Origin of the sequence: Methanosarcina sp. 1.H.T.1A.1 (assembly GCF_000979295.1) — an archaeon.
Taxonomy (GTDB): Archaea; Halobacteriota; Methanosarcinia; order Methanosarcinales; family Methanosarcinaceae; genus Methanosarcina.
In genome coordinates this window covers 57444-82166 of the sequence record NZ_JJQY01000048.1, presented here as the reverse complement: position 1 = coordinate 82166, position 24723 = coordinate 57444, and the positions used below count along the sequence as shown (strand labels likewise).

General features: G+C 40.7%; 19 protein-coding genes and 1 pseudogene. 10 read left to right on the top strand and 10 right to left on the bottom strand.

From position 1 onward, the window contains the following. The first annotated feature begins 110 nt into the window (after window positions 1-110). Complete coding sequence (locus EO95_RS05085) at window positions 111-572, top strand: hypothetical protein (RefSeq protein WP_048132743.1); 462 nt, start codon at window positions 111-113, stop codon at window positions 570-572. Between the two features lie 276 nt (window positions 573-848). Here the strand turns inward: EO95_RS05085 and EO95_RS18175 are convergent, their stop codons facing one another. Further along, the gene (locus EO95_RS18175) at window positions 849-2387 is read right to left on the bottom strand and encodes a pentapeptide repeat-containing protein (protein ID WP_052733507.1); all 1539 of its coding nucleotides are present in this window, start codon (window positions 2385-2387) and stop codon (window positions 849-851) included. Window positions 2388-2697: 310 nt separating this feature from the next. Between EO95_RS18175 and EO95_RS05075 the strand changes: the two genes are divergently transcribed. The 3 genes and pseudogenes from EO95_RS05075 (at window position 2698) to hcp (ending at window position 6294) form a co-directional block, all read left to right on the top strand. Continuing rightward, window positions 2698-3663 carry a hypothetical protein gene (locus tag EO95_RS05075; protein WP_156163979.1) on the top strand — a complete coding sequence of 322 codons (966 nt, stop codon included), beginning with the start codon at window positions 2698-2700 and terminating at the stop codon, window positions 3661-3663. A 337-nt stretch (window positions 3664-4000) separates the two neighbouring features. Next, window positions 4001-4291, top strand: a pseudogene (locus EO95_RS16970) (transposase); the annotation flags it as partial. Between the two features lie 383 nt (window positions 4292-4674). Then, window positions 4675-6294, top strand: a complete 1620-nt coding sequence (gene hcp / locus EO95_RS05070) for a hydroxylamine reductase (RefSeq protein ID WP_048132739.1) — start codon at window positions 4675-4677, stop codon at window positions 6292-6294. A 112-nt stretch (window positions 6295-6406) separates the two neighbouring features. Here the strand turns inward: hcp and EO95_RS18420 are convergent, their stop codons facing one another. Together EO95_RS18420 and EO95_RS05065 are read right to left on the bottom strand one after the other, a co-directional pair. Beyond that, window positions 6407-6541 carry a hypothetical protein gene (locus EO95_RS18420; RefSeq protein WP_268767889.1) on the bottom strand — a complete coding sequence of 45 codons (135 nt, stop codon included), beginning with the start codon at window positions 6539-6541 and terminating at the stop codon, window positions 6407-6409. After that, complete coding sequence (locus EO95_RS05065; RefSeq protein WP_048132737.1) at window positions 6538-6858, bottom strand: hypothetical protein; 321 nt, start codon at window positions 6856-6858, stop codon at window positions 6538-6540. The genes EO95_RS18420 and EO95_RS05065 overlap by 4 nt, the downstream gene beginning before the upstream one ends. 648 nt (window positions 6859-7506) lie before the next feature. Here EO95_RS05065 and EO95_RS05055 point away from each other — a divergent pair. Both EO95_RS05055 and EO95_RS05050 read left to right on the top strand, forming a co-directional pair. Continuing rightward, window positions 7507-7713: a hypothetical protein gene (locus EO95_RS05055; RefSeq protein WP_048132733.1), complete on the top strand. Its 207-nt coding sequence runs from the start codon at window positions 7507-7509 to the stop codon at window positions 7711-7713. A gap of 724 nt (window positions 7714-8437) precedes the next feature. Continuing rightward, window positions 8438-10732 (top strand): hypothetical protein, encoded by a 2295-nt coding sequence (locus EO95_RS05050; protein ID WP_235282874.1) that lies wholly within the window; start codon window positions 8438-8440, stop codon window positions 10730-10732. A gap of 343 nt (window positions 10733-11075) precedes the next feature. On the opposite strand, the gene EO95_RS05045 is transcribed toward EO95_RS05050, so the two are convergent. The 3 genes from EO95_RS05045 to EO95_RS05035 form a co-directional block, all read right to left on the bottom strand. Further along, a complete protein-coding gene (locus EO95_RS05045) occupies window positions 11076-11573 on the bottom strand; it encodes an inorganic diphosphatase (RefSeq protein ID WP_048132730.1) in 498 nt (165 codons plus the stop codon). Between the two features lie 240 nt (window positions 11574-11813). Then, window positions 11814-13136, bottom strand: coding sequence for an NRAMP family divalent metal transporter (locus EO95_RS05040; RefSeq protein WP_235282873.1), 1323 nt, complete (start codon window positions 13134-13136; stop codon window positions 11814-11816). A gap of 375 nt (window positions 13137-13511) precedes the next feature. Beyond that, complete coding sequence (locus EO95_RS05035; protein ID WP_048132728.1) at window positions 13512-15509, bottom strand: methyl-accepting chemotaxis protein; 1998 nt, start codon at window positions 15507-15509, stop codon at window positions 13512-13514. A gap of 393 nt (window positions 15510-15902) precedes the next feature. Here EO95_RS05035 and EO95_RS17460 point away from each other — a divergent pair, with 393 nt between their 5' ends. The 3 genes from EO95_RS17460 to EO95_RS18170 are packed head-to-tail and all read left to right on the top strand — an operon-like array spanning window position 15903 to window position 18077. Next, window positions 15903-16118 (top strand): hypothetical protein, encoded by a 216-nt coding sequence (locus EO95_RS17460; protein WP_156163978.1) that lies wholly within the window; start codon window positions 15903-15905, stop codon window positions 16116-16118. Between the two features lie 37 nt (window positions 16119-16155). Continuing rightward, window positions 16156-17901, top strand: a complete 1746-nt coding sequence (locus EO95_RS05030) for an SWIM zinc finger domain-containing protein (RefSeq protein ID WP_235282872.1) — start codon at window positions 16156-16158, stop codon at window positions 17899-17901. Window positions 17902-17933: 32 nt separating this feature from the next. Continuing rightward, the gene (locus EO95_RS18170) at window positions 17934-18077 is read left to right on the top strand and encodes a hypothetical protein (protein ID WP_235282871.1); all 144 of its coding nucleotides are present in this window, start codon (window positions 17934-17936) and stop codon (window positions 18075-18077) included. A gap of 153 nt (window positions 18078-18230) precedes the next feature. On the opposite strand, the gene EO95_RS16670 is transcribed toward EO95_RS18170, so the two are convergent. Together EO95_RS16670 and EO95_RS05020 are read right to left on the bottom strand one after the other, a co-directional pair. Then, window positions 18231-21947: a PGF-pre-PGF domain-containing protein gene (locus EO95_RS16670; RefSeq protein ID WP_235282870.1), complete on the bottom strand. Its 3717-nt coding sequence runs from the start codon at window positions 21945-21947 to the stop codon at window positions 18231-18233. Between the two features lie 160 nt (window positions 21948-22107). Next, on the bottom strand, window positions 22108-22551 hold the full coding sequence (locus EO95_RS05020; protein ID WP_156163977.1) for a hypothetical protein: 444 nt from the start codon (window positions 22549-22551) through the stop codon (window positions 22108-22110). Window positions 22552-23079: 528 nt separating this feature from the next. Here EO95_RS05020 and EO95_RS05015 point away from each other — a divergent pair. Continuing rightward, on the top strand, window positions 23080-23259 hold the full coding sequence (locus EO95_RS05015) for a 4Fe-4S binding protein (RefSeq protein ID WP_048132723.1): 180 nt from the start codon (window positions 23080-23082) through the stop codon (window positions 23257-23259). Window positions 23260-23353: 94 nt separating this feature from the next. Here the strand turns inward: EO95_RS05015 and EO95_RS05010 are convergent, their stop codons facing one another. Beyond that, entirely contained in the window at window positions 23354-23830 is a 477-nt protein-coding gene (locus tag EO95_RS05010) for a DNA-deoxyinosine glycosylase (protein WP_048132721.1), read from the bottom strand. A 71-nt stretch (window positions 23831-23901) separates the two neighbouring features. Then, window positions 23902-24693, bottom strand: a complete 792-nt coding sequence (locus tag EO95_RS05005; protein ID WP_048132719.1) for a winged helix-turn-helix domain-containing protein — start codon at window positions 24691-24693, stop codon at window positions 23902-23904. Window positions 24694-24723: the final 30 nt, after the last annotated feature.

Here is a 24723-nt window from a genome sequence, read left to right as displayed (position 1 = left end):
GCAGTGCACACATACCATACGCAGTTTTGGTATAACATATAAGCTCATCCAAACAATAAGATAAAAAAAATAAAGATAGTTATATCTCAGATAAAGTTTATTAGAATTTTATGACAGATGAATCCTTATCCGAGAAACATTTTGTCCTTCTGATATTAGCAATCGCCTTGATTTTTGTTTTTTTGGGATTTTATTATGGAAAACAAGATCCAGCTACATTAGGTATATCGGCTTTAGCAGTAATGTTAGGTGCCAGTTCTCTTCATTTATCATTAAAGGTAATTAAACAAGTACAAAAAGCAGAAGAAATAAAACATATTGGGCAAAGTTTGGTTAATTTTTATAGACCACTCCAAAACCTATTCAATTGTCACGATGATAATCCAATAAATGTATACGAAGGCGATAAAGAAAAGTATAATGAAATAGGTTGTTATAGGCATCTTGCAGAACCCGATGCACGTCGTTATTTTGAAACATGCCCACAAACTAATGAAAGTCTTAAAGATTTATTGAGACAAGTAAGAGAAGACATTCCTAATCTTGAGAATAAATACAAACAACTAAAATAAATATTTCCGTAATTTTACTAGTAAGCATCGAAATTAATTGAAACATCATAGATTTCTTTAATTGCATACTCCTTGTATGCATATGTCCTAAAGGGTAAACAAGTTCAGGTTAATGCTAGAGTCTCCTATATCGTATGATTGTGTAGCTAAACGAGATATGCACAAACAAACGGTCAATATTCAAACGTGATCTAGTAAAACAGCAGGTTAAACATAAGTTACTTCCGGATAGTATGGAAATAATAAAGCGTTGATGGAAACTTTGGTAATATGTAATCATTCATCAGGTTTCTCAAAAAGGGCAGGGTACTTCTCTTGTAATGATATTTTGAACTCTTCGTCGAATTTTGCATTATACAGTGTTTTCACTTTAGAAAGCTGGTCAACTGTTAAATTCTTAGCCCCTTCAAGATCAGCTCCCTCAAGATCAGCTCCCTCAAGGTTAGCCTTTTCAAAGTCTACCCCTTTAAGGTTAGCACCTTTAAGATAAGCATTTAGAAGGTTAGCTCCTTCACCAAATTTAATAACACCTTCAAGTATAGCCCTCCCAAGGTGAGCTCCTTCAAGTATAGCCCCTACAAGGAAAGCTTCTTCAAGTATAGCCCCTCCTAGTTTAGCCTCTCTAATGTCAGATCCTTCAAGTATAGCACCTTTAAGATCAGCTCCCTGAAGGTCAGCTTCTCTAAGGTCAGCCCCTTTAAGGATAGCTCCTTCAAGATTAGTCGCTTCAAGGTTAGCTTTTTTAAGATTTGTCTTTTCAAGGTAAGTCCCTTTAAGGTAAGCCTTTCTAAGGTGAGCTCCTTTAAGGTTAGCCTCTCTAAGGTTAGCACTTTCGAGATAAGCTCTCCCAATACTAGCATTTACACAGTTAGCCTTTTCAAGGTAAGCTCCTTTAAGGTAAGCCTTTCTAAGGTGAGCTCCTTCAAGGTTAGCCTCTCTAAGGTTAGCACTTTCGAGATTAGCTCCCTGAAGGTTAGTCTCTCTAAGGTCAGATTCTATGAAGATAGCTCCTCTTAGGTGAGCCTTTTCAATGTTAGCTCTTCGTAAATTAGTTCTTCGAAGATCTAGACAATTGTACTCAAGACGATCGGAATCCGTAGAAATAAAAAAATACTTGCGTCTTCCAATAACAGTGAGAATTGCTTGAATATCCAAAGATACAGTTTGTATATTCTCGCTTTCGATGGATGAGTTATTTCGAATATAAGCTGTTAGAATTTCCATAATTGGCCAGTAATCTTTCTCTGATTCTTTTGAGATTCTTTCAAGCGCATATATACCACCTAACCGAATCTCTATTTTTTCACCCCCTAATTGCTCAATAGCCCTTGTAAAACGCTCAGTAATCTGGCCTTCTTTAGCAACTATTAAATTCTCCTGAGCATTTTTAATGTCAGATTCGAGAGTGGCCAGAGCAATTTCTAAACTCTTCCGAGAAGTTTCTTGGTCAGATTTTAGATTAACTAAAGCAACTTCTAAATTTTTCTCAGCGTTTTTCTGGTTAGATTCGAAAGTTGCTTGAGCAACTTTTAGATTTCCCCAAGCAAAGTAAATTCCAACTGCAACTGCACCGCCACCTAGTATTTGGGCTAATGTAGAAATGAATTGAATTGAAGTGGTACGATATTGATTAATTAAATTAGCTTTTTCTGTTGCATTAGTTATTCCATATTGAAAGACTTGATTAACAGGATATGTGAATACTAAATAACTAAGGAATAAGGCAATCAGTACAAAAGAAACAGCAAAAACAATAGTAACCCATATCAATAATTTATGTTGTCTTGCATTTTCATATGTTTCCCGTAGTGCCATAACCTATGCCCTTTATTTGAAATATTAAATTGTCCTTAATCGACTGTAAACTAACATAAACATTATCATTTATACTCAAAGGATGAACAGATAGAAAAACTAAATGAAAACATGCACAAACAAGCGGCCCATATTTAAACATTGATCCAAGAGAACAGCAGATGAAACATTAAACTGCTTCCGGAGAATACAGAAAGCAAAAACCATGGTGGTAATTTTGGTAATTATCGTAGGTTAGGAAGGGAAGACAACAAATACAAAATCAAAAAGCATATTTACACTACTTCCTTAATCAACTGCGTGATAAAAATTGGAAATAACCACTGAAGAACCATTGAATATTCTATCACAGCTATTTATCCCTATTATTCTTGTTTTGATATCCGGTATTGTACCTGTAATAATAACAAAATATTCAAAAATACGAGACAAAAATCAATATATTAAATATTTAAGAACCAATTTTCCTATAATCGAAAAGTATTTTTTTTCAATAAAAATTTACAAGATTTTGCGAGCATTGGGGATTGCAGTTTTTTTATGGAGCACTATTGTAGGGATAGTTTTTGAGTCAATTATAAAGAAACCGCTTCTGAATATTTTACTTTATATTTTGGATATCGAATTTATTAAAAAATCATTTTCTACCGTAATTTCTAATCTCGTGGGATTAGATGTAATTCTATTTCTTAGTTCTTATTTAATAATCGTCTCGTCTCTACTTATTTGTTTAATTTGGATTGGTTGGTGCCAGTTATTTATATCAATGAAGGTTGAAATCCCAAAGATTACAGAATATTCTATGATAAAAGTCTCGACACAAATATTTTATTTCTCAATTTGGTTTTTTTTAGGAATAATAATTGGAATAAATATTACAATACATTATACTGTTAGTTATATATTGCAAAACGTTTTTTCATTTAATTGGACTGGATTTGCAGATGCCTATACATACCTTGCAACAAATACGTCTTATTTTACATATTACTTACTTGCATATTTATTGGGAATCGTTTTTTACTTTCTGTATACATTTGTACTGTATCAATTACTTACAGAGTTTTCTGAAGAAATTATGAAATTAATTACAAATTTTTACAAGCATGACTTTCCAGAAGTAAAAATAATAACTGAGAACGGCGATGCCAAAGGCAAACTTACAGACATTCGAGATAAACCTCTGATCACTTTAAGTGAAAAGACTATGATAACAATGATACCATGGGATAAAATAGAGATGATGGAAGCCAACAAGAAAAACTTAAAAAAATGAATTCAAAATATTTTTGTATCCTCTTCAAATTTAGGGGTAGCAACGTGAATTCCACGGATTTGAGTGAAATTGAATTAATTTTATAAGTTTGGGAATCAAATCCATAAGCCCTATTCAGTTTACAAACTTCACAAATTTAAAGTTCAAGTATTTGACGATATGGAAAATTTACCGCTGATTTTGAAGAGGATACATATTTTGTTCTTTCTTTTTGTTTTGATTTTATCTTAACATTTTTACAAATCTGCTTAAATTCACAGGCTTTTTGAGAGAATCAGGTATAATCACTTAGAGGCTGTCTAAAATTAAATAATCCTTGTACCTTGACTATTCGTTAATGTTAAAACGATCCCGAAAACTTCCTTATCCTAGTGATTTATCTGATAAAGAATGGGAACTAATTAAACCTTATTTTCCTAATCTAAGAACGAATATAGGTAAAAAGCGCATTCATTCCTATCGAGAAATATTGAATGCCATCTTCTATTTATTACGTTATGGGTGTGCATGGCGAATGTTAACACATGAATTCTCACATTGGAAAACTGTTTACCATTATTTCCGTCTTTGGCGGCTTGAAGGAATTTGGGAACGCATAAATATTACACCTTTAAAGATCGAATTTGGAATCAAAGTTGCGCTGGCGCACCCCGCTGCAAGCAACGGAGTATGCTCACGCCAGCTCTCTGGTTGTAATCATTAAATGAAGCCTTCACACGGCGGAGGTCCTTAATTTGAATCTCAGCGGGCCCACTTTTCTTCTGATTTTTCGGATAGGCTCTAAAATGAGAGTAATACTTTGTAAAACTATTTTACTGATTTAAGTTAGGGTTGTTGAAGATTGGAATGAAATGAAATTCCGCAAAGTTACTCTTCATTAAATAAAGCAGAATACCAGGAGTGATAAGCCTTTTACCCTCAATTCGCACGTGAATGAGAGATTGAAGATTTGAGGGCATAAAAAGTAAATAGATATCCCTGCACATAATATCTACATAAAGGGGTAACAAAATGTTCTGCTACCAGTGTGAAGAAACAATGAATGGGGAAGGCTGCACAAAAAACGGCATGTGCGGTAAGAAAGGGGAAGTCGCAGACCTTCAGGACGATCTCATCTATGTGCTTAAGAGCATTGCATTCTACAACCAGAAAGCAAGAAAGGCAAAAATTTCTGAAACGAGCACTGATGAATTTATGCTCGATGCACTGTTCTCAACCATAACGAATACCGATTTCAGAGCGAGCGGAATTCAGGACCGCATTGACAGAGGATTCAAGGTTCAGAATGAGATCAAGCAGAAACTTCTAGATAACAATTTGCTTGATGAGAATGATCTGCCCGAGATCGCAACTTTGGCCCCGGAAAACCTCAAGGACAGGAACACCGGTGTACTTGCAACAGAGGACGAAGATATCCAATCATTGAGAGAACTGTTGATTTATGGCATCAAAGGAATTGCAGCATATGGACATCATGCTATGATTCTTGGAAATTCCAATAAGAAAGTCAATTCGTTTATAGAGGAAGGCCTTCTGGCAACCACTGATGACAGCCTGACCGATGAGAAACTCATCTCATTGGTACTAAAATGTGGGGAACATGGTTTTGATGTAATGGCAGCTCTTGACGCGGCAAATACCACTACATTTGGAAATCCGGAACCTGCACAGGTCAATATTGGAACAAGAGGCAATCCCGGTATTCTCGTAAGCGGTCATGATCTAAAGGACCTGAAACAACTATTGGATCAGACTGAGGAAACCGGTGTAGATGTCTATACTCACGGTGAGATGCTGCCTGCAAATGCATATCCTGAATTTAAAAAGTACGAACATCTGGTAGGAAACTACGGAGGATCATGGTGGCAACAGAGGCAGGAATTCGAGAGCTTCAACGGACCAATATTACTTACAAGTAACTGTATAATCCCTCCAAAAGAGACCTACATTGACAGGTTATACACTACAGGGTCCGCAGGTTATGACGGTGCCACACACATCTTGGCTGAAGATGGTAAGAAAGACTTCTCGGCCCTCATCGAGCAGGCAAAGACCTGTGAACCTCCGGTACAATTAGAAGAAGGGACTGTCATGACCGGTTTTGCTTACAACTACGTACTGTCTAATGCAGACAAGATCGTTGATGCCATCAAAGCAGGCAAGATAAAGAAGTTCATTGTCATGGCAGGTTGTGACGGACGCCACAAGGACAGGCAATACTACACAGATTTCGCAGAGGCGTTGCCCAAAGATACTGTCATACTTACCGCCGGATGTGCGAAATATCGCTACAATAAGCTTAACCTTGGGAACATTGATGGGATTCCAAGGGTACTGGATGCAGGACAGTGTAATGATTCTTTTTCACTGATCATCATTGCACAGGGACTTATGGCCAGGCTTGGATTTATAGACGTTAACGAAGCACCGATCTCGTACAATATCGCATGGTACGAACAAAAGGCAGTCCTTGTGTTGCTTACCCTCCTGAGGCTTGGAATACAGGATATTACCCTTGGTCCGACACTTCCAGCCTTTGTCTCACCGAATGTCCTCAATGTACTGGTGGAGAAGTTCAATATAACAGCGAACAGCTCCATAGAAGAAGACATGGAGAGACTTTTAAAATAAACGAGTGTGTAACAAAAATAGGTGACACCAAAATTGAATTAAATGGGTTGGAACTTAATTATTTTTTTGACATACATGCACAATATCAGTAGCGTTAGCTAGATTTTCATGATTATTTATAAATTCCGGTTAGATAGCTTAAACCTGCAATTATCAACAGGACGTCCAGAATTCCGGGAATGTAGTCCGACTCAGGAATATTAGATGCTCTTGAACTAGCCCGGATCTCCATTGCCTCAAGTTTCATTCTTTACCATATTCGCCAATTTCAAGAGTACCCAGATAAGTCTTCGATTCAGCATACCTGAATGCTTTCAGTTCTTCTTTTTCGAATATGGCACGCTTCTCAAGAGCTTCTATGCATGGCCATTCCTCGACCCCGATAAAATCCCACTCTTCATTGGACCAGCGGCAGTCAATCGTCATCAGGAGTTTCATCCCGAGCTCGTCCATTTGCTTGCGGTCCTTAATCATGAACTCCTGCTTTTCCTCATCAGATAGATTATAATATTCTTCCTTGATTTTGGCAAAATACAGTCTGATAATAGGTTTTTTATCATTCATCTTATTAATTCCCCCACCTGCTTTAAGCAGCAGAACTGCTCATAAAAAAATGGCACTAATTACATATAAGTTAACGAACTCATTTTCAAAATCATAAGAAATCATAAAACACATTCACACGGCGGAGGTCCTGAGTTCGAATCTCAGCGGGCCCACTCTCTGTTTTTTCTTTCTTTTTGGATTTAGAGGTTTTATAGACTTCCTTTTCTAATGCTTCGATTCTTGCTTCGAGGTCGGATTTTGCTTCCGGTTGTGAAACTTTAAGTTCGAAGTTAAGCTCTTCTTCAAGGGCAATTACATAGACAAGCCTGCCTTTTCTCTTAAACTTGAAGGAATAGCCTCAGTAAAGGCTGAAGATAAATGAAGAAACTGATCAAAGTTATTAATTAAAACATTAAAAATAATTTTTGAAAAGATACTCATTAGATGTTGTAGCGAAGCCCAAAAAATAATACATAAATGAGCCTTCATCATTTATTTTCCCGGCTTTTATACTTATCTGACTAATATGATATCACCAATATCTCAGAAATACTGTTTAACTAATATTAGTTCAATGAGATAACTATTTATAGAAAGTATTTGTACTTAAGATCAAAGTACAATCAAAAAGAACTTTACAGTGGGGAAAAACAGTAGGGGAAATGTATGAAACAGAATGAGGCATATTTCAGGCAGTTTGACAGCGCAATATGTTATGATGGTACTGTAATTCGCGGGGGAAACAGCATTGAAGTTCGGATAATGAGAGGTCTGAGCTCGCTTGGATTTTTCCTGTACATGTTTCTAGCATCATTGCCAATAGCTTACGTGCTGATAAAAATATCCACAATGATCTTTGGAAAAATAATGTAAATATATGTTTCCAAGTAAAAAGGTATGACTCTTGAGACTACACTGGAGATTGGATTGCACAGCTCATCGATTCCAAATCACTTTTATCTGATCTCCAACTTAACATTCTTTTATGGCTTTTTATCGAGCAACCATTCATTGAATTTGTCCTTATGTTCAGCCCGGATATTGTTAAGAACATTATCGTTTTGTTCATTAACATTTGTTGGTTTGATTCCTTATTGAGATAGAGAAAGATCTATCGAATTTGGCTCGTCAAACACGGTGCTTGCGTCGCTTATGCCCCAGCCTTCATACGGCGGAGGTCCTGAGTTCGAATCGCAGCGGGCCCACTTAATTTTTCAACCTTTTTCTGATTTAGAGGTTTTATAGACTTCCTTTTCTAATGCTTCAACTCTTGCTTCGAGGTCAGATTTTACTTCTGGTTGTATAACCTTGAACAGGATTCAAGAGTTCATATTTCACTCATATTCATAAAATTTAAATTAGAGATTTAGAGCTACGCAAGGGTAGTGAGCTCAAATACTTATCTACTAACAGCAATCGACATTTAAAATAAGTTAGAGTAAGAAAGAACAAACAAATGATTGTTGATATGGCCACATCAAATCAAGTAACGAATTCTCGTTGTTTAGTGCCTAATTTTGAAACCTATAACTTAGCTTAATGATAAAAATGACAATGAAAACAAAAAATATAAGAAAGTAATTCTATAGAAAGATTTATGATGTGTATAGGAACTAAAAATGTTTTTATTGCTTTGCTTTTATTTATCTGCTTTTTTTCAGCAAATTGCTCAGGTTCAATTATCAATGTAGGCCCAGGAACTTCCTTTAGCCCTGCAGGCTCAGACGACCAGAATGTTATTAACGCTGCCATACAATCAGCTAATTCAGGTGACACTGTACAGCTTGCATCGACCACGTTTCACATAAGTTCACCCATAATCATGAAATCAGGGGTAACCCTTAATGGAAATGGGATTGGTGCAACTGTGATCTATTGTGACAATCCGAGCTCTAATTTTGCAACTCAAAATATAATTAACTGTAATGGTATTTCTGATATTGTAATTTCAAATTTCTTAATTGATGGTGGTTGGGAATCATTAAGCATAATGCATGCGGCAAGCAACAAGTATAGGGAATATGAAAAAGGAGTTTATTTGTCTGGCTGTTCAAATGTAGTTATTCACGACTTAAAAATGCAATACAGTATGGGTGACTTTATTTTCTGTAAAAAAAATACCAGCAATGTTCAAGTTTATAATACAGTGTGTAAACCCGGCCATGACAGTTTTGATGCGTGGTCTGCCGGTGATGGAATTACAATATTTAATAATTGCTGGGGCACTTTTATAAATTCTTGCATTAAAATTCATAATACGAAAAACGTTCAAATTTACAGGAATACTTTCTACACTGATACCGGTTCTGGTAATGCTGGGGTAGAAGTAATGGGAGGGGAAGTAACAGGCCTTAATATTTATGATAATACATTTGCAACACTTCAATTAAATACAATATATCACGACTCAGCTGATGGTGCCTGTTCAGGCAGAGGTACTGTTTCAAATAATATATATTATAACAGCCCCGAATATGATGGAATTAGTGGTATGGATATTGCATCAACCGGCAATATTGTAACCAGCTCCTATTCAAGCTCCAGGGGTACAAAAGATAATGGGTATGTTGCAGACAATGGTACAAGAAATTTACCTGTTTACAATGGTTCTGTAGTACCTTCTGTTACTTTTCCAGCTAAAGGCAGTACAATTTCAACTGTCAACGGAGATGTAAGTATAAGCTGGACATATTTGAATGCAACAAGTTATTTTATCAATGTATATAACAGTACATCACAATTCGATTCATCTCATTTAATATATAGTCTTAACACTTCACAAACATCTGCAAATGTACCAATAAGCTACACGGGATCGTTTGCTATAAAAATCGGTGCACATGATGACGTTAATAATTCATGGGTATACAACAGTCCTGTAAGTTTGTTCACAGTAAGTGGCAAAAAATCAGCTACAGTATATCCCGGTGCATATGGATATTTAACAGATTCAACTACAGGCCAACCTGTTCAGAGTGCTGTAATAAAATTGTCAAATAATACGTGGAATTGTACTCAAATTACTGATGTTGACGGGCTTTACCAGTTCACTGTGAACAGGGGAAAAGGCACGTACTGTTTAACTGCTTCAGCAACAGGCTATCTTAACAATCCTGAATTACCAGTAAATATGACAGGTACAAACACAGAAATGAATATAAAAATGGTTAAAGCACCTGATTATTTAGAACCACACTATGTGAAGTTATATGTTTGTACTGATTCAAATGAGAAAGTCCCCGGATGTGAAGTTCAGATTTACGCACCAAATAATGACTTAGGTAATGAAAAACCGAATTTTTGTGCCTGGACAAATAATGACGGTAGAGCAAATTTCCATTTGACTCAAGGTGTCACATATAAAATTGTAACAATTACTTTAGATGGACAAAAGTACACCAGCACATTAATACCTGATCTGGATCAATATACTATTACAATACCACCTTCAGGTGACACCTCTGCAATACCTGCAATGCAGACTGTGATCAGTACAAATTGTACATATAAACAGATAAACAATACAGCAGCTTATATTAATGCAAGCTATTATGATTCTTCGTCACAGTCCAGCAACCTGACTTTTTTACTGGGTACTATGAGTGATGGAAAAACGTTTGTACCCTCTGGAATCTCAGGTACTAATGACAATGTAAGTAACCCTATAGGAGTGGTAACTGACTCTTTTATAGTCACTAACTATTCTGGAAAAACGTACACGGTGAAAATTACTGCGCAATCTCAAACTTATGGTGCTGTATGTAAAACTGTTAATGTATCATTTCCAGACAGTAATGTACCGAATGTAGGGTCTACTGATATGAGTTATTTCTGTGTTTTAATCTTAATTCTTGCAGGACTCATATTGTCTAAAACTCGTAAGGCGCATTAATCATATGGGCCTTATTCTGGATTTTTCATTTTATGGACCAGTATGCTGGTGATTCGATCTCTAATTAAATGAGAAAGAAATGTCTACCACATTTGGTTCGTCAATAACGGTGCATACGTCACAGATTCCAGCCTTCACACGGCGGAGGTCCTGAATTCGAATCTCAGCGGGCATACTTTTCGTTTTACAAATCTCACTACAATTTCCATCCCCGTTTTGCAAAATTGAGCGCCGCGAAATATCTCGAACCGCGCTTCGGAAGCGAAACCGGGTTCTGAATTTCAACGGGCTCGTAATGCTTATTTTGCAATTTAAGGAGAACAGCAACCCATCGCTGCTTACATTATTTATTTTGCTCAAGATATCGAGATTTAGCTTCCTGGAGTATATCGACTGCGGTTTCTAAATCTTTCCAACCAATAACCTTTACTCGTTTATCTTCTAAATTCTTATAAGTTTCAAAGAAGTGTGTAATTTCCTTTAATAAATGAGGAGGGACCTGGTCAATTGCTTCGATATGATTCCATAAAGGATCATTTTTTGGGACACAGAGTATTTTTTGATCTCTTCCTTTGTCGTCTTCCATGTCAAATAATGCAACAAGATGCACTTCAATTAAACAGCCTGGAAATGTAGGTTCCCATGTTAAAACCATGGCATCTAAAGGGTCACCATCAAGAGCTAGAGTATCGGGGAAAAAACCATAATCAGAAGGATATACCATTGAAGAAAAAAGCATTCTGTCGTATTTAATCACTTTCTTTTCTTTATCGTACTCGTATTTGTTTCGGCTTCCTTTTGGAATCTCGATAAGCACACTTTCAACTTGTCGTTCAGTCATACCAACACTTCCTAATTATTAACTAACTGTTTTGGAATTATTGCAACTATAATGTGTTCTGACAGGTTATTAATATAAAACATTGAGGGGAAAAAAATAGAACTGCCTGCAAACAAAAGTCATTGGTCTGATTTGAGCTATTTTGATTTTCACAAATCGACACAAAAATGAAAGTATGTAAATTCCTCCCTTTGCGCAGTCACAATTTACCCTCCTCTTTTTGAAGCACCTACCTACCCTTCAACCCCGGATAAACGTCACGTAGACAAATCCGGCCGTCATCAGCAGGAAAAACAGCAGCCCTGCCAGGCTCAATAACTTGAGATACGGCCCCGGACGTTCTTCGGCCGGCACGTTGCTACCGTTTATCACCCGATAGTTGATGTAGGCAAGAATCGGCGAGGTGACAAAGCTGACAATGGCGGCAAAGCTCAACAGTTGCAGCAGGTTCTGGACGAAGTACAGCACGATTACACAGGCTGCAACCACCGACAACACAATACAGAGCTGGAAGATCTGCTTGAAGCGCCTGGAAAAGCTGTCGCTGAGCAACGTACAGCTCGCCGCCAACGAGCGCGGATAACCATCGATGCAGGTCAGGGTGGTGCTGAACATGGTGGAAAAGGCAGCGGTCAAAATAAGGGGCTTTGACCATTCACCGATATTGGCCGAGTAGAGACTGACCAGCTGCTGGCTGAAGCCGGTGCCTCCACTGACAAGCTCCTGGCCTGAACCATACATAATCAGTTTGCCGAGCGCCACAAAAGCCACAGCCATAACCACAGCCATGATATATCCCAGATAAAAATCAATGGAAGCTTCCCGGGTCGTAGCGAAGTGACCGGTTTCTTCTTCCCGGCTGAACATCCACAGACTTGACCAGGCCGAAAGATCCACCGGCATCGGCATCCAGCCAAGCAGCATCACCAAAAATGGAAAGGTCTGCCATGTCCAGGCGCTGGGCCCGACAAAGTCCGGGGGCGCAACCGGACCGTGGGCAAACGCCAGGCCCAGAGCTACTAACGTACTCAGGCTTAGCAGAGCAACCACTGCTTTAGAAAGTTTATCGAGCAGTTTATACTGTCCCAGTAGAATAACCGCAGCACATATCCCCAGAATGCCAACCGTGAAAGCGGGAATCCTGCTGCCATCAAACCCGTAACCAGCAAACAGCGCGCCGCTGAGCATGGCTACCCCAGCTATATTGATGATTCCGGTCAGGATATTAATGGCCAGAAAAATATAGACATAGGCTACTCCCTGCCGCTTATACCCTGCCAGGAGACTTTCACCGGTGGCGGCTGTATAGCGCTGGCCATATAGAAAAAACGGGAACTTTAGTAAATTAGCTAGCAGAATCAACCCGAGCAAGCTCCAGCCGTATTGTGCCCCTGCCTGCGTTGACCAGACCAGGTGCGACCCTCCAATAGCAGCACAAGCTACCAAAATGCCTGGCCCAATTGCCTTGAACAGATTGGAGCGGCTGCCAGGATACTCAGCATCAGCCAGCATGGCTGCCTCGGTTGTCGGTTTTGCTTCGTTCATAAATGTGATTTCGTTCATGTTTGCTTCTCTGAGTAGGTTTCATGTATCAATTTCAAGTTACTGTTCAACATATTTAAAAATATAAATATATTGCTGTTTTTGACTGTGGCTCATGCCATCTATTTTGGAGGTAATTTCCGCACATTCGGAGAAAGAAAATAAAAGTGTTACTTCAAACGAGAAGCTTAAAACAATCCACGATTTTTATGAATTCCCACAGGAATTCATTGGTCATCGGTTAAGGGATTATCTTGCCTGAGGGCTAACTTCAAGTTGCACATAAGATACTGTCCGTAACAATGGGTTCGTATTTATTATCCGGATAGAATCAAAAAAGAATTTACAGGATACGACGGAGAAGATATCATATCCTGGGATTTCGGTACTCAAGATTCAGCGTTTCTTAAAATTCCCTTTTCTGTTGAAACTCTGCGGTTTTCCAGAAGAGGGCTGACTGGTTTTCGGTTCTCCCGAAACTTTGAAGTTTTCCAAGAGAACATCAACTGTTTTCTGGGCAAGACTATTAACGTTCTGTACCGAGGCACTTACCTGCTGCATGGCAGCTGTCTGTTCCTCGATTGCAGCAGAGGTTTGTTCACTGCTCGCGGCATTCTCTTCAGCAGTAGATGCAGTCTCACTGATACTTTTCTCGATATTTTCAATTTTATCCAGGCCTTCTTCTGACAGCCTATCCAGTTCGATGAGCATAGAGTTGATAGTGGCAACTGCAGTGGCAATTTCCTGACTCTTATTCAAAGCCTGTTTAATGTTCTTGCTTCCTGTTTTAGCCTGACCGTCCGCAGTGTTAATCGCTTCCGTCACTTTCCTGGTCTCTTTCTGGACGTTTGTAACAATCCCATTTATCTCATCAGTGCTCTTCCTTGAGTCGGCAGCAAGTTTTCGGACCTCATCGGCAACAACGGCAAATCCCCGGCCGTATTCACCGGCTCTTGCAGCTTCAATAGCTGCATTCAAAGCAAGGAGATTGGTCTGGTCAGCAATCGATTTGATTTTCCCTGTAACAGCGCCGATATTATTGACAGCGTCATCCAGAGAATGAACGATGGTTCCAAGATTGGAGATTTCTGCAACAAGCTGTTCCACTTCTTCCAGAGCCATATTACTGAGACCCTGAGCTTCGTCACTGGTTTTACCTGCCTGGGAAGCATAGCTGGAAGATTTAGTGGAAGATTCGCTGAGCTTTTTGAAAATCTCTTGAGAAGCTTTTATGTCCGAAGCTGCTGTGCCTGCATGCCTCGAAAGATTCTCTGAACCAGTTGCGATCTGTTCGGAGGCCGTTGAAATTTGCTGCATACCCATATTCATCTGGCCAACAGCTTCTTCGGACTGCCGGGCTTCTTCCAGGGTTGTGAGCATGTCATTCAATATAGTTTCAATAACAGATTTCAGATTAATGACAAGCTTATTGAATTCGTCAAAGGTGTCACCAAAGTCGTCGTCCTTTAGCTTCTCCAGATGAGCATCAAGGTCCCCCTCACTAACTCCTCTGATACCCTCCCCAAGATCTTTCAGACAAATGTTGGTGTAATCTAAAAGATCCTTAACCTCTTTTTCTCTGTCTTTCATCTCGGTCAGATCAGTTATGACGGTGAGACTACCAACGATAACACCAGTCTCATCTTTTATCGGCACAGCTGAGAGCACTGTAAACAGGGGTTTGTCTAAAGCCTTAAATTTAAAAGTTATTTCTCGATTATAAACGCCTTCTCCGGTTTCCATTACTTTCTCAGCAAGCGTTTTTTTGGACTTAGTATCTAATAATTCGTAAGGAGATTTCCCGACAGCTTCGTCCGCATTTCTAAACTTACAGACTTCCAAAAAGTAATCATTAATGTACTTTATTTTTCCAGAAGTGTCGATGTAAAATGCAAGTGATGGTGCGGGAATGCTGCTAACAATTACCCTTTGAGAGTCTTCCCTCCGTTTTATTTGAGGAGTTACGTCCAGAAACACACCGTCAATATAAACCACGTTTCCGTGTTCATCGTTCACCAGGTTAGCCTGTTCCTGAATGAATACTTTATCTCCATCGGATTTTTTGATCCTGTATTCAACCTGATAAGGAGTTTTGTTTCTCATCGCTTTCTCTATAGCCTTATCGATTACAGGAATATCCTCTGGAAAAATAATATTTGCCCAGGATAATCTTTGAGAAATAAAATCAATTGTAGAATAACCGGTGAGTTGTTCCACATTTTTACTTATGTAACGTATAGGCCACGAAGATTCATTAGAGACTCTGAAAACAGTTACTGGAAGGTCATCTATTAGCCAGCTTATCTCTTTTGCTGCTTGACCTGAATTCTCAACAAAATTTTTAGTGGAGTCTACGTGCCCCATATGATTTAAATCGGTGTCCATTAAGGCCATAACCAATCGATCCCCTAATTATATATATATATTAACTAGAAGTATAAATAGAGGAAGTATTTAAGTGTGTAGGGAAGTATAAAAACTTTTAACCCCACAGTATATGAACCATACTGCGTAAATATTTATAAGAAGACGCCGTATTTTAAGTATGTTTAAAATTGATACCGAAACACAGGTATTAGGAATCTGTATACTTATACTCATTATGTACATTATCCACAGACTGATTCCAATTTTATCGGCTAACAGTTAAGGTACAGTTTTTATTACAGAGCCGTTTGTTTTCTTGATTAGTCCATATATTTTATGAGTAGTATTTACTATCTCCAAATAGCTATGAAACTCATAATCAATATTTGAAAACCGCCTTCATAAGTAGAGGCTATAAGTTTGAACCTTGAAGGCTCGCTCCACTATTTCTCAGAGATCACCTTACCAGAAATCACCTTACCAGAAATCACTTTACAAGAAATCACTTTACCAGAAATCACCTTACCAGAAATCACTTTACCAGAAATCACTTTACCAGAAGTCATCTGTCTTGAAAAATCCCCCTCTAGTTCTAAACTCCCTTTCAGAACCCGGTTCTATAAAACCGACTCGTAATTCCCATTTTTATATTACGTTGACGAAATAGTAGTTTATGCCATCAGAAAGCAAGGATGCCGACCCCTTCAAAGAACTCAGGTGGAGTGACCTGCAGGACTGGGCAGGAGGAAAGGCGACTGCAAAAGGGATGAAGTACCAGGACGAAGAAAGGGTAAAGGAGATTAAGCGAACCCCGGAAGACAGCCTCATAGCCCGGGTACAGGGGACGAAAACATATTTCACAGAGGTTTCTCTGGAAAACGGGGAACTTAGTTCCACCTGCACCTGTCCGGTTGAACATGACTGCAAACACGGGGTTGCTACTGTACTTGAATACCTTGAACTCGTAGAGCAGGGAGAAGAAGTTCTCGTTGCTGCCGAAGGGGACCCACTCATTCTTATGGCCAGACAGGGACCTGCCCTGAAAGACGGGGAGACCCGGGATTCACATCAGGTTTTCCGGACAGAGCTGAAGGAGTACCTGGAGCAGATGGAAAAAGAGGAACTTATTGACCTTCTGATGAATTTATCAGATAGGGATTCCCTGCTTTCCGGGCACCTGCAGGACATGCTGAACCTTGCATCGGGGGATACGGAGGGGACGGTAGGGGACATATACACCGAACTGGAAGAGCTCTGGGAAGAAGCCAGAAGCTATGACTACATGGATTACGATTCCCCATTCCCTGATTTTTCGGAGATAAGGAACCGTCTGGAAAGCCTCCTTGAAGCCGGGCATGCAGATGAAGTTGCAGACCTGGGGATGAGAATTCTGAAGGGGTATGAAGAAATAGCCCCTTATGATGAAGAGGGAGAAATCGGCATGAAGGTTGGCGGATGTATGGAAGTGGTAATCAAAGCTCTCCTGCAGTCCGGAAGCCCGGCCCACGAAAGGATGCTTAGAGTTCTGGACTTTGAATTAAAAGACGAATACGGGATTTTTGACGAAGAAGCTTTCTGGAATTCGGATTTTCCAGTAGAGGAGTGGAGCCGCTTTTCTGAAGTACTTAAAGACCGGCTGGAGGCAAGCGACAGCGGGAAAACTTCCTCAGATTCCGACTGGGACCGGGAACAGCTTGTAAACCGGCTTGTCCTTGCACTCGAAAAAGCCGGGAATTATGAAGAAGCCATCTCCCTTTGCGAAGAGGAAGCAGAAGCTGGAGAGAATTGGAGCTATGTCCGGCTAATCAAAGTGCTGCTTGCCGCAGGGAAAAAAGAAAAGGCAGAAGAGTTGATCTACCGGGAAATAAAAGAAATAAGGAAATCTTCCCCGGGGACTGCCTATGAACTCTTCCGGATCCTCCTCGAAATCAAGGAAAAAGAAGAGAACTGGCTCTTTGTAGCAGCTTTACATGCAGAAGAGTTTTTCAGGTACCCTTCACTGCAATTTTACACAGACCTGCGGAAATCAGCAAAAAAAGCCGGGGTATGGGAAGAAGTCCGGGAAGCTGTCCATGAGTACCTGGAAAACGGAAACCTTCCCGCAGACAGGGCCAGCCCCGGCGAAGAACCCTCAAGCCTGCCCGGGATCCTTCCGAATACAGGGCTGATGAACAGGGATTCTTTCTCAAAAATTGATGCACCTGTCTTTGAACTTTTGATCGACATCGCCATCGAAGAAGAGAATCCCGATGAAGTGGCCAGATGGTACAAAAAGCTAAAAATGAGGGAAAAAAGGGAGAAGACCGGTATTTTACCCGAAGAGAGAAAATTGCCCGCACTGTACAGGAGAAATATCCGGAAATTGCGATTGAAATATGGAAAACGATTGCATAGGAACTCATTGCCAGGAAAAAAGTAGACGCATACGAATCTGCCTCCATCTATCTCCGGATGGTCAGAAATGCTATGGAAGCCGGAGGACAAAAAGCCGGTTGGGAGTCTTATCTCAGCGAGATCCGGGAAAAGAACAGGCTCAAAAGAAAGCTGCTTGAAATCCTTGATATGCTGGGGAAAGACAGAGTCATAGACATATGAGCAGCTTATGGAAAGATGCTCTTCTCAGCCAGAGGAAAGCTAATTCAGGAAAGAATGTCGGGTTCATCAGGGAAATTACATACAAAAACTTGCCTCTGTATTCGGCATTTAAAGTTACAACTTTTTTGGGAATAAATAATAGGAAGGGAAGCCTCAGCTTCTCCTCCTCACAACCAGGAATGCACAGGCAAGCAGTATCACTACAAATCTAAAATCCAGGCCTGCAGCATTCTCCTCACCGGATACAGGCTGTCCACCTGTCACGGCTGAAGCATCGGTGAGGTTTTCCTTCGGGATCAGTTCCAGAGTACTTTTCTGTACCCCGGACTCTTCCTGTGCAACACCTGTTATGGCAAAAGGTGAGAAGCCAGAGGTCTCGGCCTCGAAATAAACAGATTCATCATCTTCGTTCACCTTCTCCGGGAGGAGTAAGTTCCATACACCACCATTATACCTCCAAAGTTTGATAGAGGATTCTAAAAGATCATTTTCCTCCAACCAGGATTTCTCCACCTTAAACCCGATGACAGGGGTGCCTATATTTTCAAGAGTTGATACACCCCCGTTTCCAACCCAGATGTTCAGGTACTTGTAGACTTCTCCTTCAGGCCCGGCAGGGGTCAGGATGGACCTCCCCTTCAGTTCTTCAATAATGGTTGTGACTTTTCCGAAACTTTTTTTGGCATCAAATTCCACATAAACTACAGGAGTGACTTCCCGACTGAACTCGAACCTGATACGGTTTCCATTTGTCACGAACTGCTGGGCAAGTTCTTTGATCTCTACATTACTCTGGAGCTCAGGAGATCCACCGCCACCGCCACCGCCGCTACTTCCACTGCTACTTCCACTGCTACCGCCACTTCCACCATTTCCACTACTTTCACCGCTACTTCCGCCACTGCCTGTTGAAGGTGATGTTCTTGTGACGTTTATGGAAGTTTTGTTTGTGGCTCCTCGTTCATCGGTGACATTTGCATATATTGCGTTTATGCCCGGGGAGAGAGGCACTGTTTTTGTGAATGTGCCATTGAAACCTTCAAGGGAGAGGTCTGCATCAACCCCGTTTACGGTAACCGAGAATAATGATCCTGTGCTGTTTACGGTTCCAAAAACCGTTACTGAATCAGATGTCGTTGAATATCCTTCTACCGGGGAGATTATGTTGATTGCCGGAGCCGCGAAGTAATTGATGGTTATGATAACAGTGTCCTGCACGCCATAATTTCCGGCAGTATCGTTGTATATTATGGTGTAGTTAAAATCTCCAGTCCCGAGATCGGTATTCACCGGAACTGAGAGATTCGTGCCATTTGCCCACTGCACAGGGGGTAATACCTGTTCCCCGTCACATAATACCCAATAGTATCCCGGATACGAGTCAAAAAGCCTCCAGCCAGTGAAGTACGCGGTGCTGTTTGCTGAAAATTCCATGTCCTCCGGAGTATTTGAGATTGGGGATTTTGTATCCACGAAGAATGACCAGCTGTGGGAAATATCGTTTTCCGCGGCATCCAGGGCATTTAAACAAACCGTGACCGCCCCGTCCCCGTATGGTATTGAAGGGATGTGTTCGACCCTATAACCGTTATTTATTTCTGTGTTTTTTAGTGAAGCAGGTTCCCCATTAACCGTCATGCAAATGGATGAAGAGTCTATATCGATCAAATCTGTTATATTGGCAGCTATAGTCGTTGTGTTGTTGGGGGTAAATGAGCCGCTTAAGGGACACTCTCCGGAAACCTCCGGGGCAACGAGATTAAAGTATTCCGAATCTATTCCGTGGTTTACATAAAATGCCTTAAAGATAGCATTGATATGAGGAGTCCCATCGCTGAGATCTGCGTTGTCATCATCGACTATCAGTACATCTTCAAGGTATTCCTGAAAGTCCTGAGGCTCGAGTTTCATGCCCCTGAGGACCAGCTCGTCAGCAAGCTCAGCGCCCAGAATCTCCCGAAGGTCCCACATGGCTCCCGATATAATCTGGCTGTCATAATGAACTTCACCAACTATATCGTCAGGGTACCGATAGGTATTGTTTAGGTTTCTCAAACCATTGCCAGTGCTAACATAGAATCCCTCCCCCACTATGGGATTATTGTTTACCGTGCATGCAAAATAGTCTGCCCAGCCTTCATCAAGGGCTCCGGATTCACCCTCATAAGGCAGATATGTGGTATAGACGTGATCAACAACGCTATGTATATACTCGTGGTAGACAACATCACTGAGGACAGCTGTAGATTCATACGCGCCTCCTGCTGCAAATAAATAGATGTTTGTCCCATCCGAAAATGCATTCCCGCTTTCCGACCCGTACTCTACGGTGGCAATTGCCTGATAGTCCATGGAGTGTATGTTAAAGGGGCTTCCCTTTGTGAAAAAGTCATGGATGACATTAACATGGTAGAATACATTGGACTCCTCCCTTTTATAAGACGTATCCACATCAGCCCAGTTCCAGTCGTATGTGGGCGAGGTCAGGTTAAATTCCACAAAGGCATCTGTTTCATCCTCATTGATAACCTTCGCGTAGGGCCCACTGAGCTCTGAATACAGGTTAATACCCCCTTCCAGACCTGTGATGTTATAGGAGCCGTTCCCGTCAGTTGTTGTTACCGGATTAAGAGATGTATTTATTAGACCGAATTTATTAAATATCCAGTTTTCACCCCCTTTTTCCAGATCATCTGCAAATGCAACCCCGCTTTCACTGGAGATTGTAATGTTGTCTGCGTAGAAACCGTCCCCTAGAACAGCTTCATCAGTGTCGTAAAAAAAACCTATCCAGACCTGCTTCCCATCATAGGCTGATATGTCTATGGACTCGTCGGCCCAGGAATCCTGGCTTCCGGTAAAGTTTCCTATGGAATAAAATAAATTCCCGTCTTCCGAAATAATCGCATATGCATAATCATAATCTAATTCGATATCGTATCTTGTGCTGAAATTGAACCTGGAATTGACTGCGCCGGTCAGGTTAATAGGATTGAAAGTTACTGCATACCCTGTGCCATTGTTAAATCTACCAGAATAAAGGGCGTTATTTGATTCATTTGCTTCGTTGAACGTAAACACTCTCTGGTTCCGGAAAGGAACATTAATAGGAGTGTCAGCAGGGCATTCGGGGTACACTGTACCGGTCACATTTCCGTTAACAGTGAGGGAAATCATCCTGTCATACCTGTACAGGATCTGCCCGTCATTTGCATCCACGAAATAAACCCAGGCGCTCAGGGGATCCCTGAGAGGAGCCAGTTCGATTTTGTAGGCAAGATGATATTCATAGCTACCTTCATTTCCCACAGGATAGATCACAAGGGAAACCTGCTCCGCTTTGGCAGCTTTATTCTCAGAGGCAGTTCCGGATTCCGGCCCGGAAAGTTCTTCCAGCGAGACCGAACTCAATGGTGCAGCAGGAAGTATAATATCAATACCAAGGTCGCTGCCTGCGGCAGAAAGAGCCTGGAGTTCATCTATTGAAGCTTTCGTAGGGACCTTTATATCAGGGAAGTAGCTGGAATCCACGGCTACGAGCTTTCCGTCGTTTACAGTGACCCCAATCCTGGAGGAATATACAGGGATCCCCCTGTACAACTGCCGGTAGACAATGTTGCTTATACCACTGCCGTTTCCATCCAGCGAGCAGTCATGGTCATCTTTTATAAGCTCCAGTTCTACGGAATCCAGGCCGAAGATCTGGCTGTTATCAGCAAGGAATTTCCTGACTTCAGGCTCTGCCTTCTCGGAAACTCCTGTAAGTTCTATACTGCTTCCTACAATTCTTCTCGGCAGGTTTGAGTCCTGATCTATCGAAACGTTCCAGTCAGGCCCGTATTTTGCTGCGAACAGGGTTTCTTTGTTCACAGGACATTGTCCGATGTTTACCTGTTCCTTAGAAATGGTCACATTACCCGAATGGAATTCATCCGAGCCTGCGATTCCGGTTGTGGGTAATAAGAAGATAGATAATAAGAAGATAGATAATAAGAAGATACATATTCTCGTTTTTATACTAACACCTTCTTCAGGTCCTGAATAATTGGATTTCTTCAAGGATCGACTCGCCGGTACTGTTCAGGTGTATCTCCCATTGCATCCCATATCCGACAGTTGCGATCCATATGACTTCCCCGTTTGATTCGGACTTTTCAATATTACGGATGTCTTTTTTGGAGATGTTGTAATACCTGGGCTCACCGGCTATGTCATAGTATACGATCTGGTGTCCCACCAGTGTTTTCTCTATATTTTCATCTATGCTGGGTTCGGAACTGTTTTGATCACCCGGAGGAGTATCAGACACATTTTGAGAGGGCTCATCTTCAATGCAGCCAATTGCAAAGGTAGTAAAAACTATAATCAGAAAAATAAGGAAATAAATCGATGAATGGCGAATTATCCCCCTAGCCAGGCCCCTACGGCTTTGATCTTTTATGGTTATGTCCATGTAATGCACCAGGATCGTCATATTTAATTTTGTGAGAGAGTTTAAGACTTTTTCAGTAGAAGATATACTCTTTTATTTTATAAAGATATATTAAAATTTAACAATATGTTTAATACATACACTTCAGTAAAATGGATAGAATACGGACACTGAGCAAAAGAAGAAAATATCCATATTGAGGCAGCTTTCAGTTTGAAAGCTTAACTTTGATGTTAAAGATAGTTTCATCTTTAAGAACAATTTAAAGGAAATTTTTTATAAGAATTTTTAAGATGTATGGTTTAATTAGATTTGACAGTGCAGAGATAAAATAAAAAACAATTAGATGTATACAAAAAATTTATCCCCAATATCTCAAAATGAGACAAAAAACTGGAGAGAACTTTCCTAAAAGGATTGCCGAAAAAGGGACAAATTTGCAGCTCAGGCAAGGAAGCTCCATCACCAGGTAAAAATGATAAGGAGAAGCTGGCACAGAAATATATAAATAAAGAGGAATATAAAAGAAGAACCAACTTATCCTTAAACAAAGCAAAGGAGTAAAAATTCATGCCGGCAAAAATCAACAAAGAGGAATGTACAGGCTGCGGGACCTGTGTGGAAGAGTGCCCTGTAGAAGCAATCATTATTGACGAAAATGAAGGCTATGCAGTTGTAGACGAAGATGAATGTGTGGACTGCGGAGCCTGTGAAGAAGCCTGCCCCATAGGAGCTATAAAGACCGACTAATCCCCGGAATTCACATTTTAAGGTTCGCTCTGCGAACGAAAACCACAGTATTCGAACCCGTGGGAAAAAGTGAGGTGGCTGACAGGAACAGCTTTTAGCGCTTAAGAGCAGCTTCCCACTCAGATTCCCTAATTTTAAAAAATCTTCGGTTCATCCCGCTTGAAGAGGGCAGGACTTTAGTCTCATAGCCCATTTTTCTCAGGAAAGGTTCATATTCCCCTGATTTTTTGCCGTTGAAACAGACAAGCTTCAGCTCCGGAGCTATTTCCTTTAATATTGAAAACTGGTTTATCTCTTCGTCTTTGATTTTAGAGTCCTGGCTTCCGTCCCGGCTTCCGGCCTTAAACACATCCCAGAGCCCGATTCGGTTGCGTTTCAGAGTCTCAAGCCTCGTATTATAATCCATATCCTGAAGGTTTTCTCCGATTGCGCGGCCGACCAGCCTCCAGAAATCATTTCCCGGATTTCCATAGTACTGCTGCTTTCGGAGGGACTCGTCACCGGGAAGGGAGCCCAGAATAAGGATTTCAGTCTTTTCGTCAAGGATTGCCGGGAAACCTCGCTTCATCATGATAAAGAAAGTTAGGCTTTGAGGCTACTTTAATTTTTAGAATCGAAAAAAAGTAAATTTGTATAATCTGTTCAAACCTGTGTAATCTGCTCAGACATTTCCCTGTAATAGTTGAAAAGTTCCTTCCCCCATTCAAGAGCGCTTTTTTCAAAGCTCACCATTTCATGGTTATAGTACCTTCCGTCCTTTGAGATCATAGATATCGAGATAAAGCGGTCCGTAACAAGGCTGGAAGCAAGTTCGATTTTATTGTCACAGACAAAGATCTGCGTATTTTCCATTTTCAGGAACTCTCCGGCCTCCTGTCTGTGATCGGAAACCAGTTTCCTGTATATGGGTTTTTCCAGAACCAGAGAAACTTCTACTCCTTTATTCGCAAGGTCCAGATAGAGACCCGGATACCCCGGGCGGAAAAACGAAGAGACTTCCATGACCGTTTTTGATCTGTAAAGGGGGTCCATGATTTCAGGAGGGTAATCAAAGATATGAGTTCTCTCGGGCACAAGCTCCATACACTTGCCAAGCTCCCCGATCCGGTCAAGCAGGTGAGAAGGAAGAGTGCTAAGGTTCTGCCTTGCCCAGTAATCATGGTTTTCATCAAAAACCCGGAATGTGGAGAGGAGGGGTTCCATTTTGGGAACTATAAGCTTCCCTTTTACAGAGAGTTCGTAACTGCCGTCTTTCTGCACCAGCAACCCGTCTTTGATCAGGATACGGATCTGAGCCATAATAGGGCTAGAACTGACTTCAAGCTCAGTCTTGATCTCTTCAATCGTTTTTGGCCCGTTCTTCAGGAATAGAAGCAAATTTTTTCTTTTGTCCGAAAAGAAAATAGTATCTATTAACTGCAGTTCCATACTCATTCGATTCAGCCTCCCTCAGGAAAGGAATTT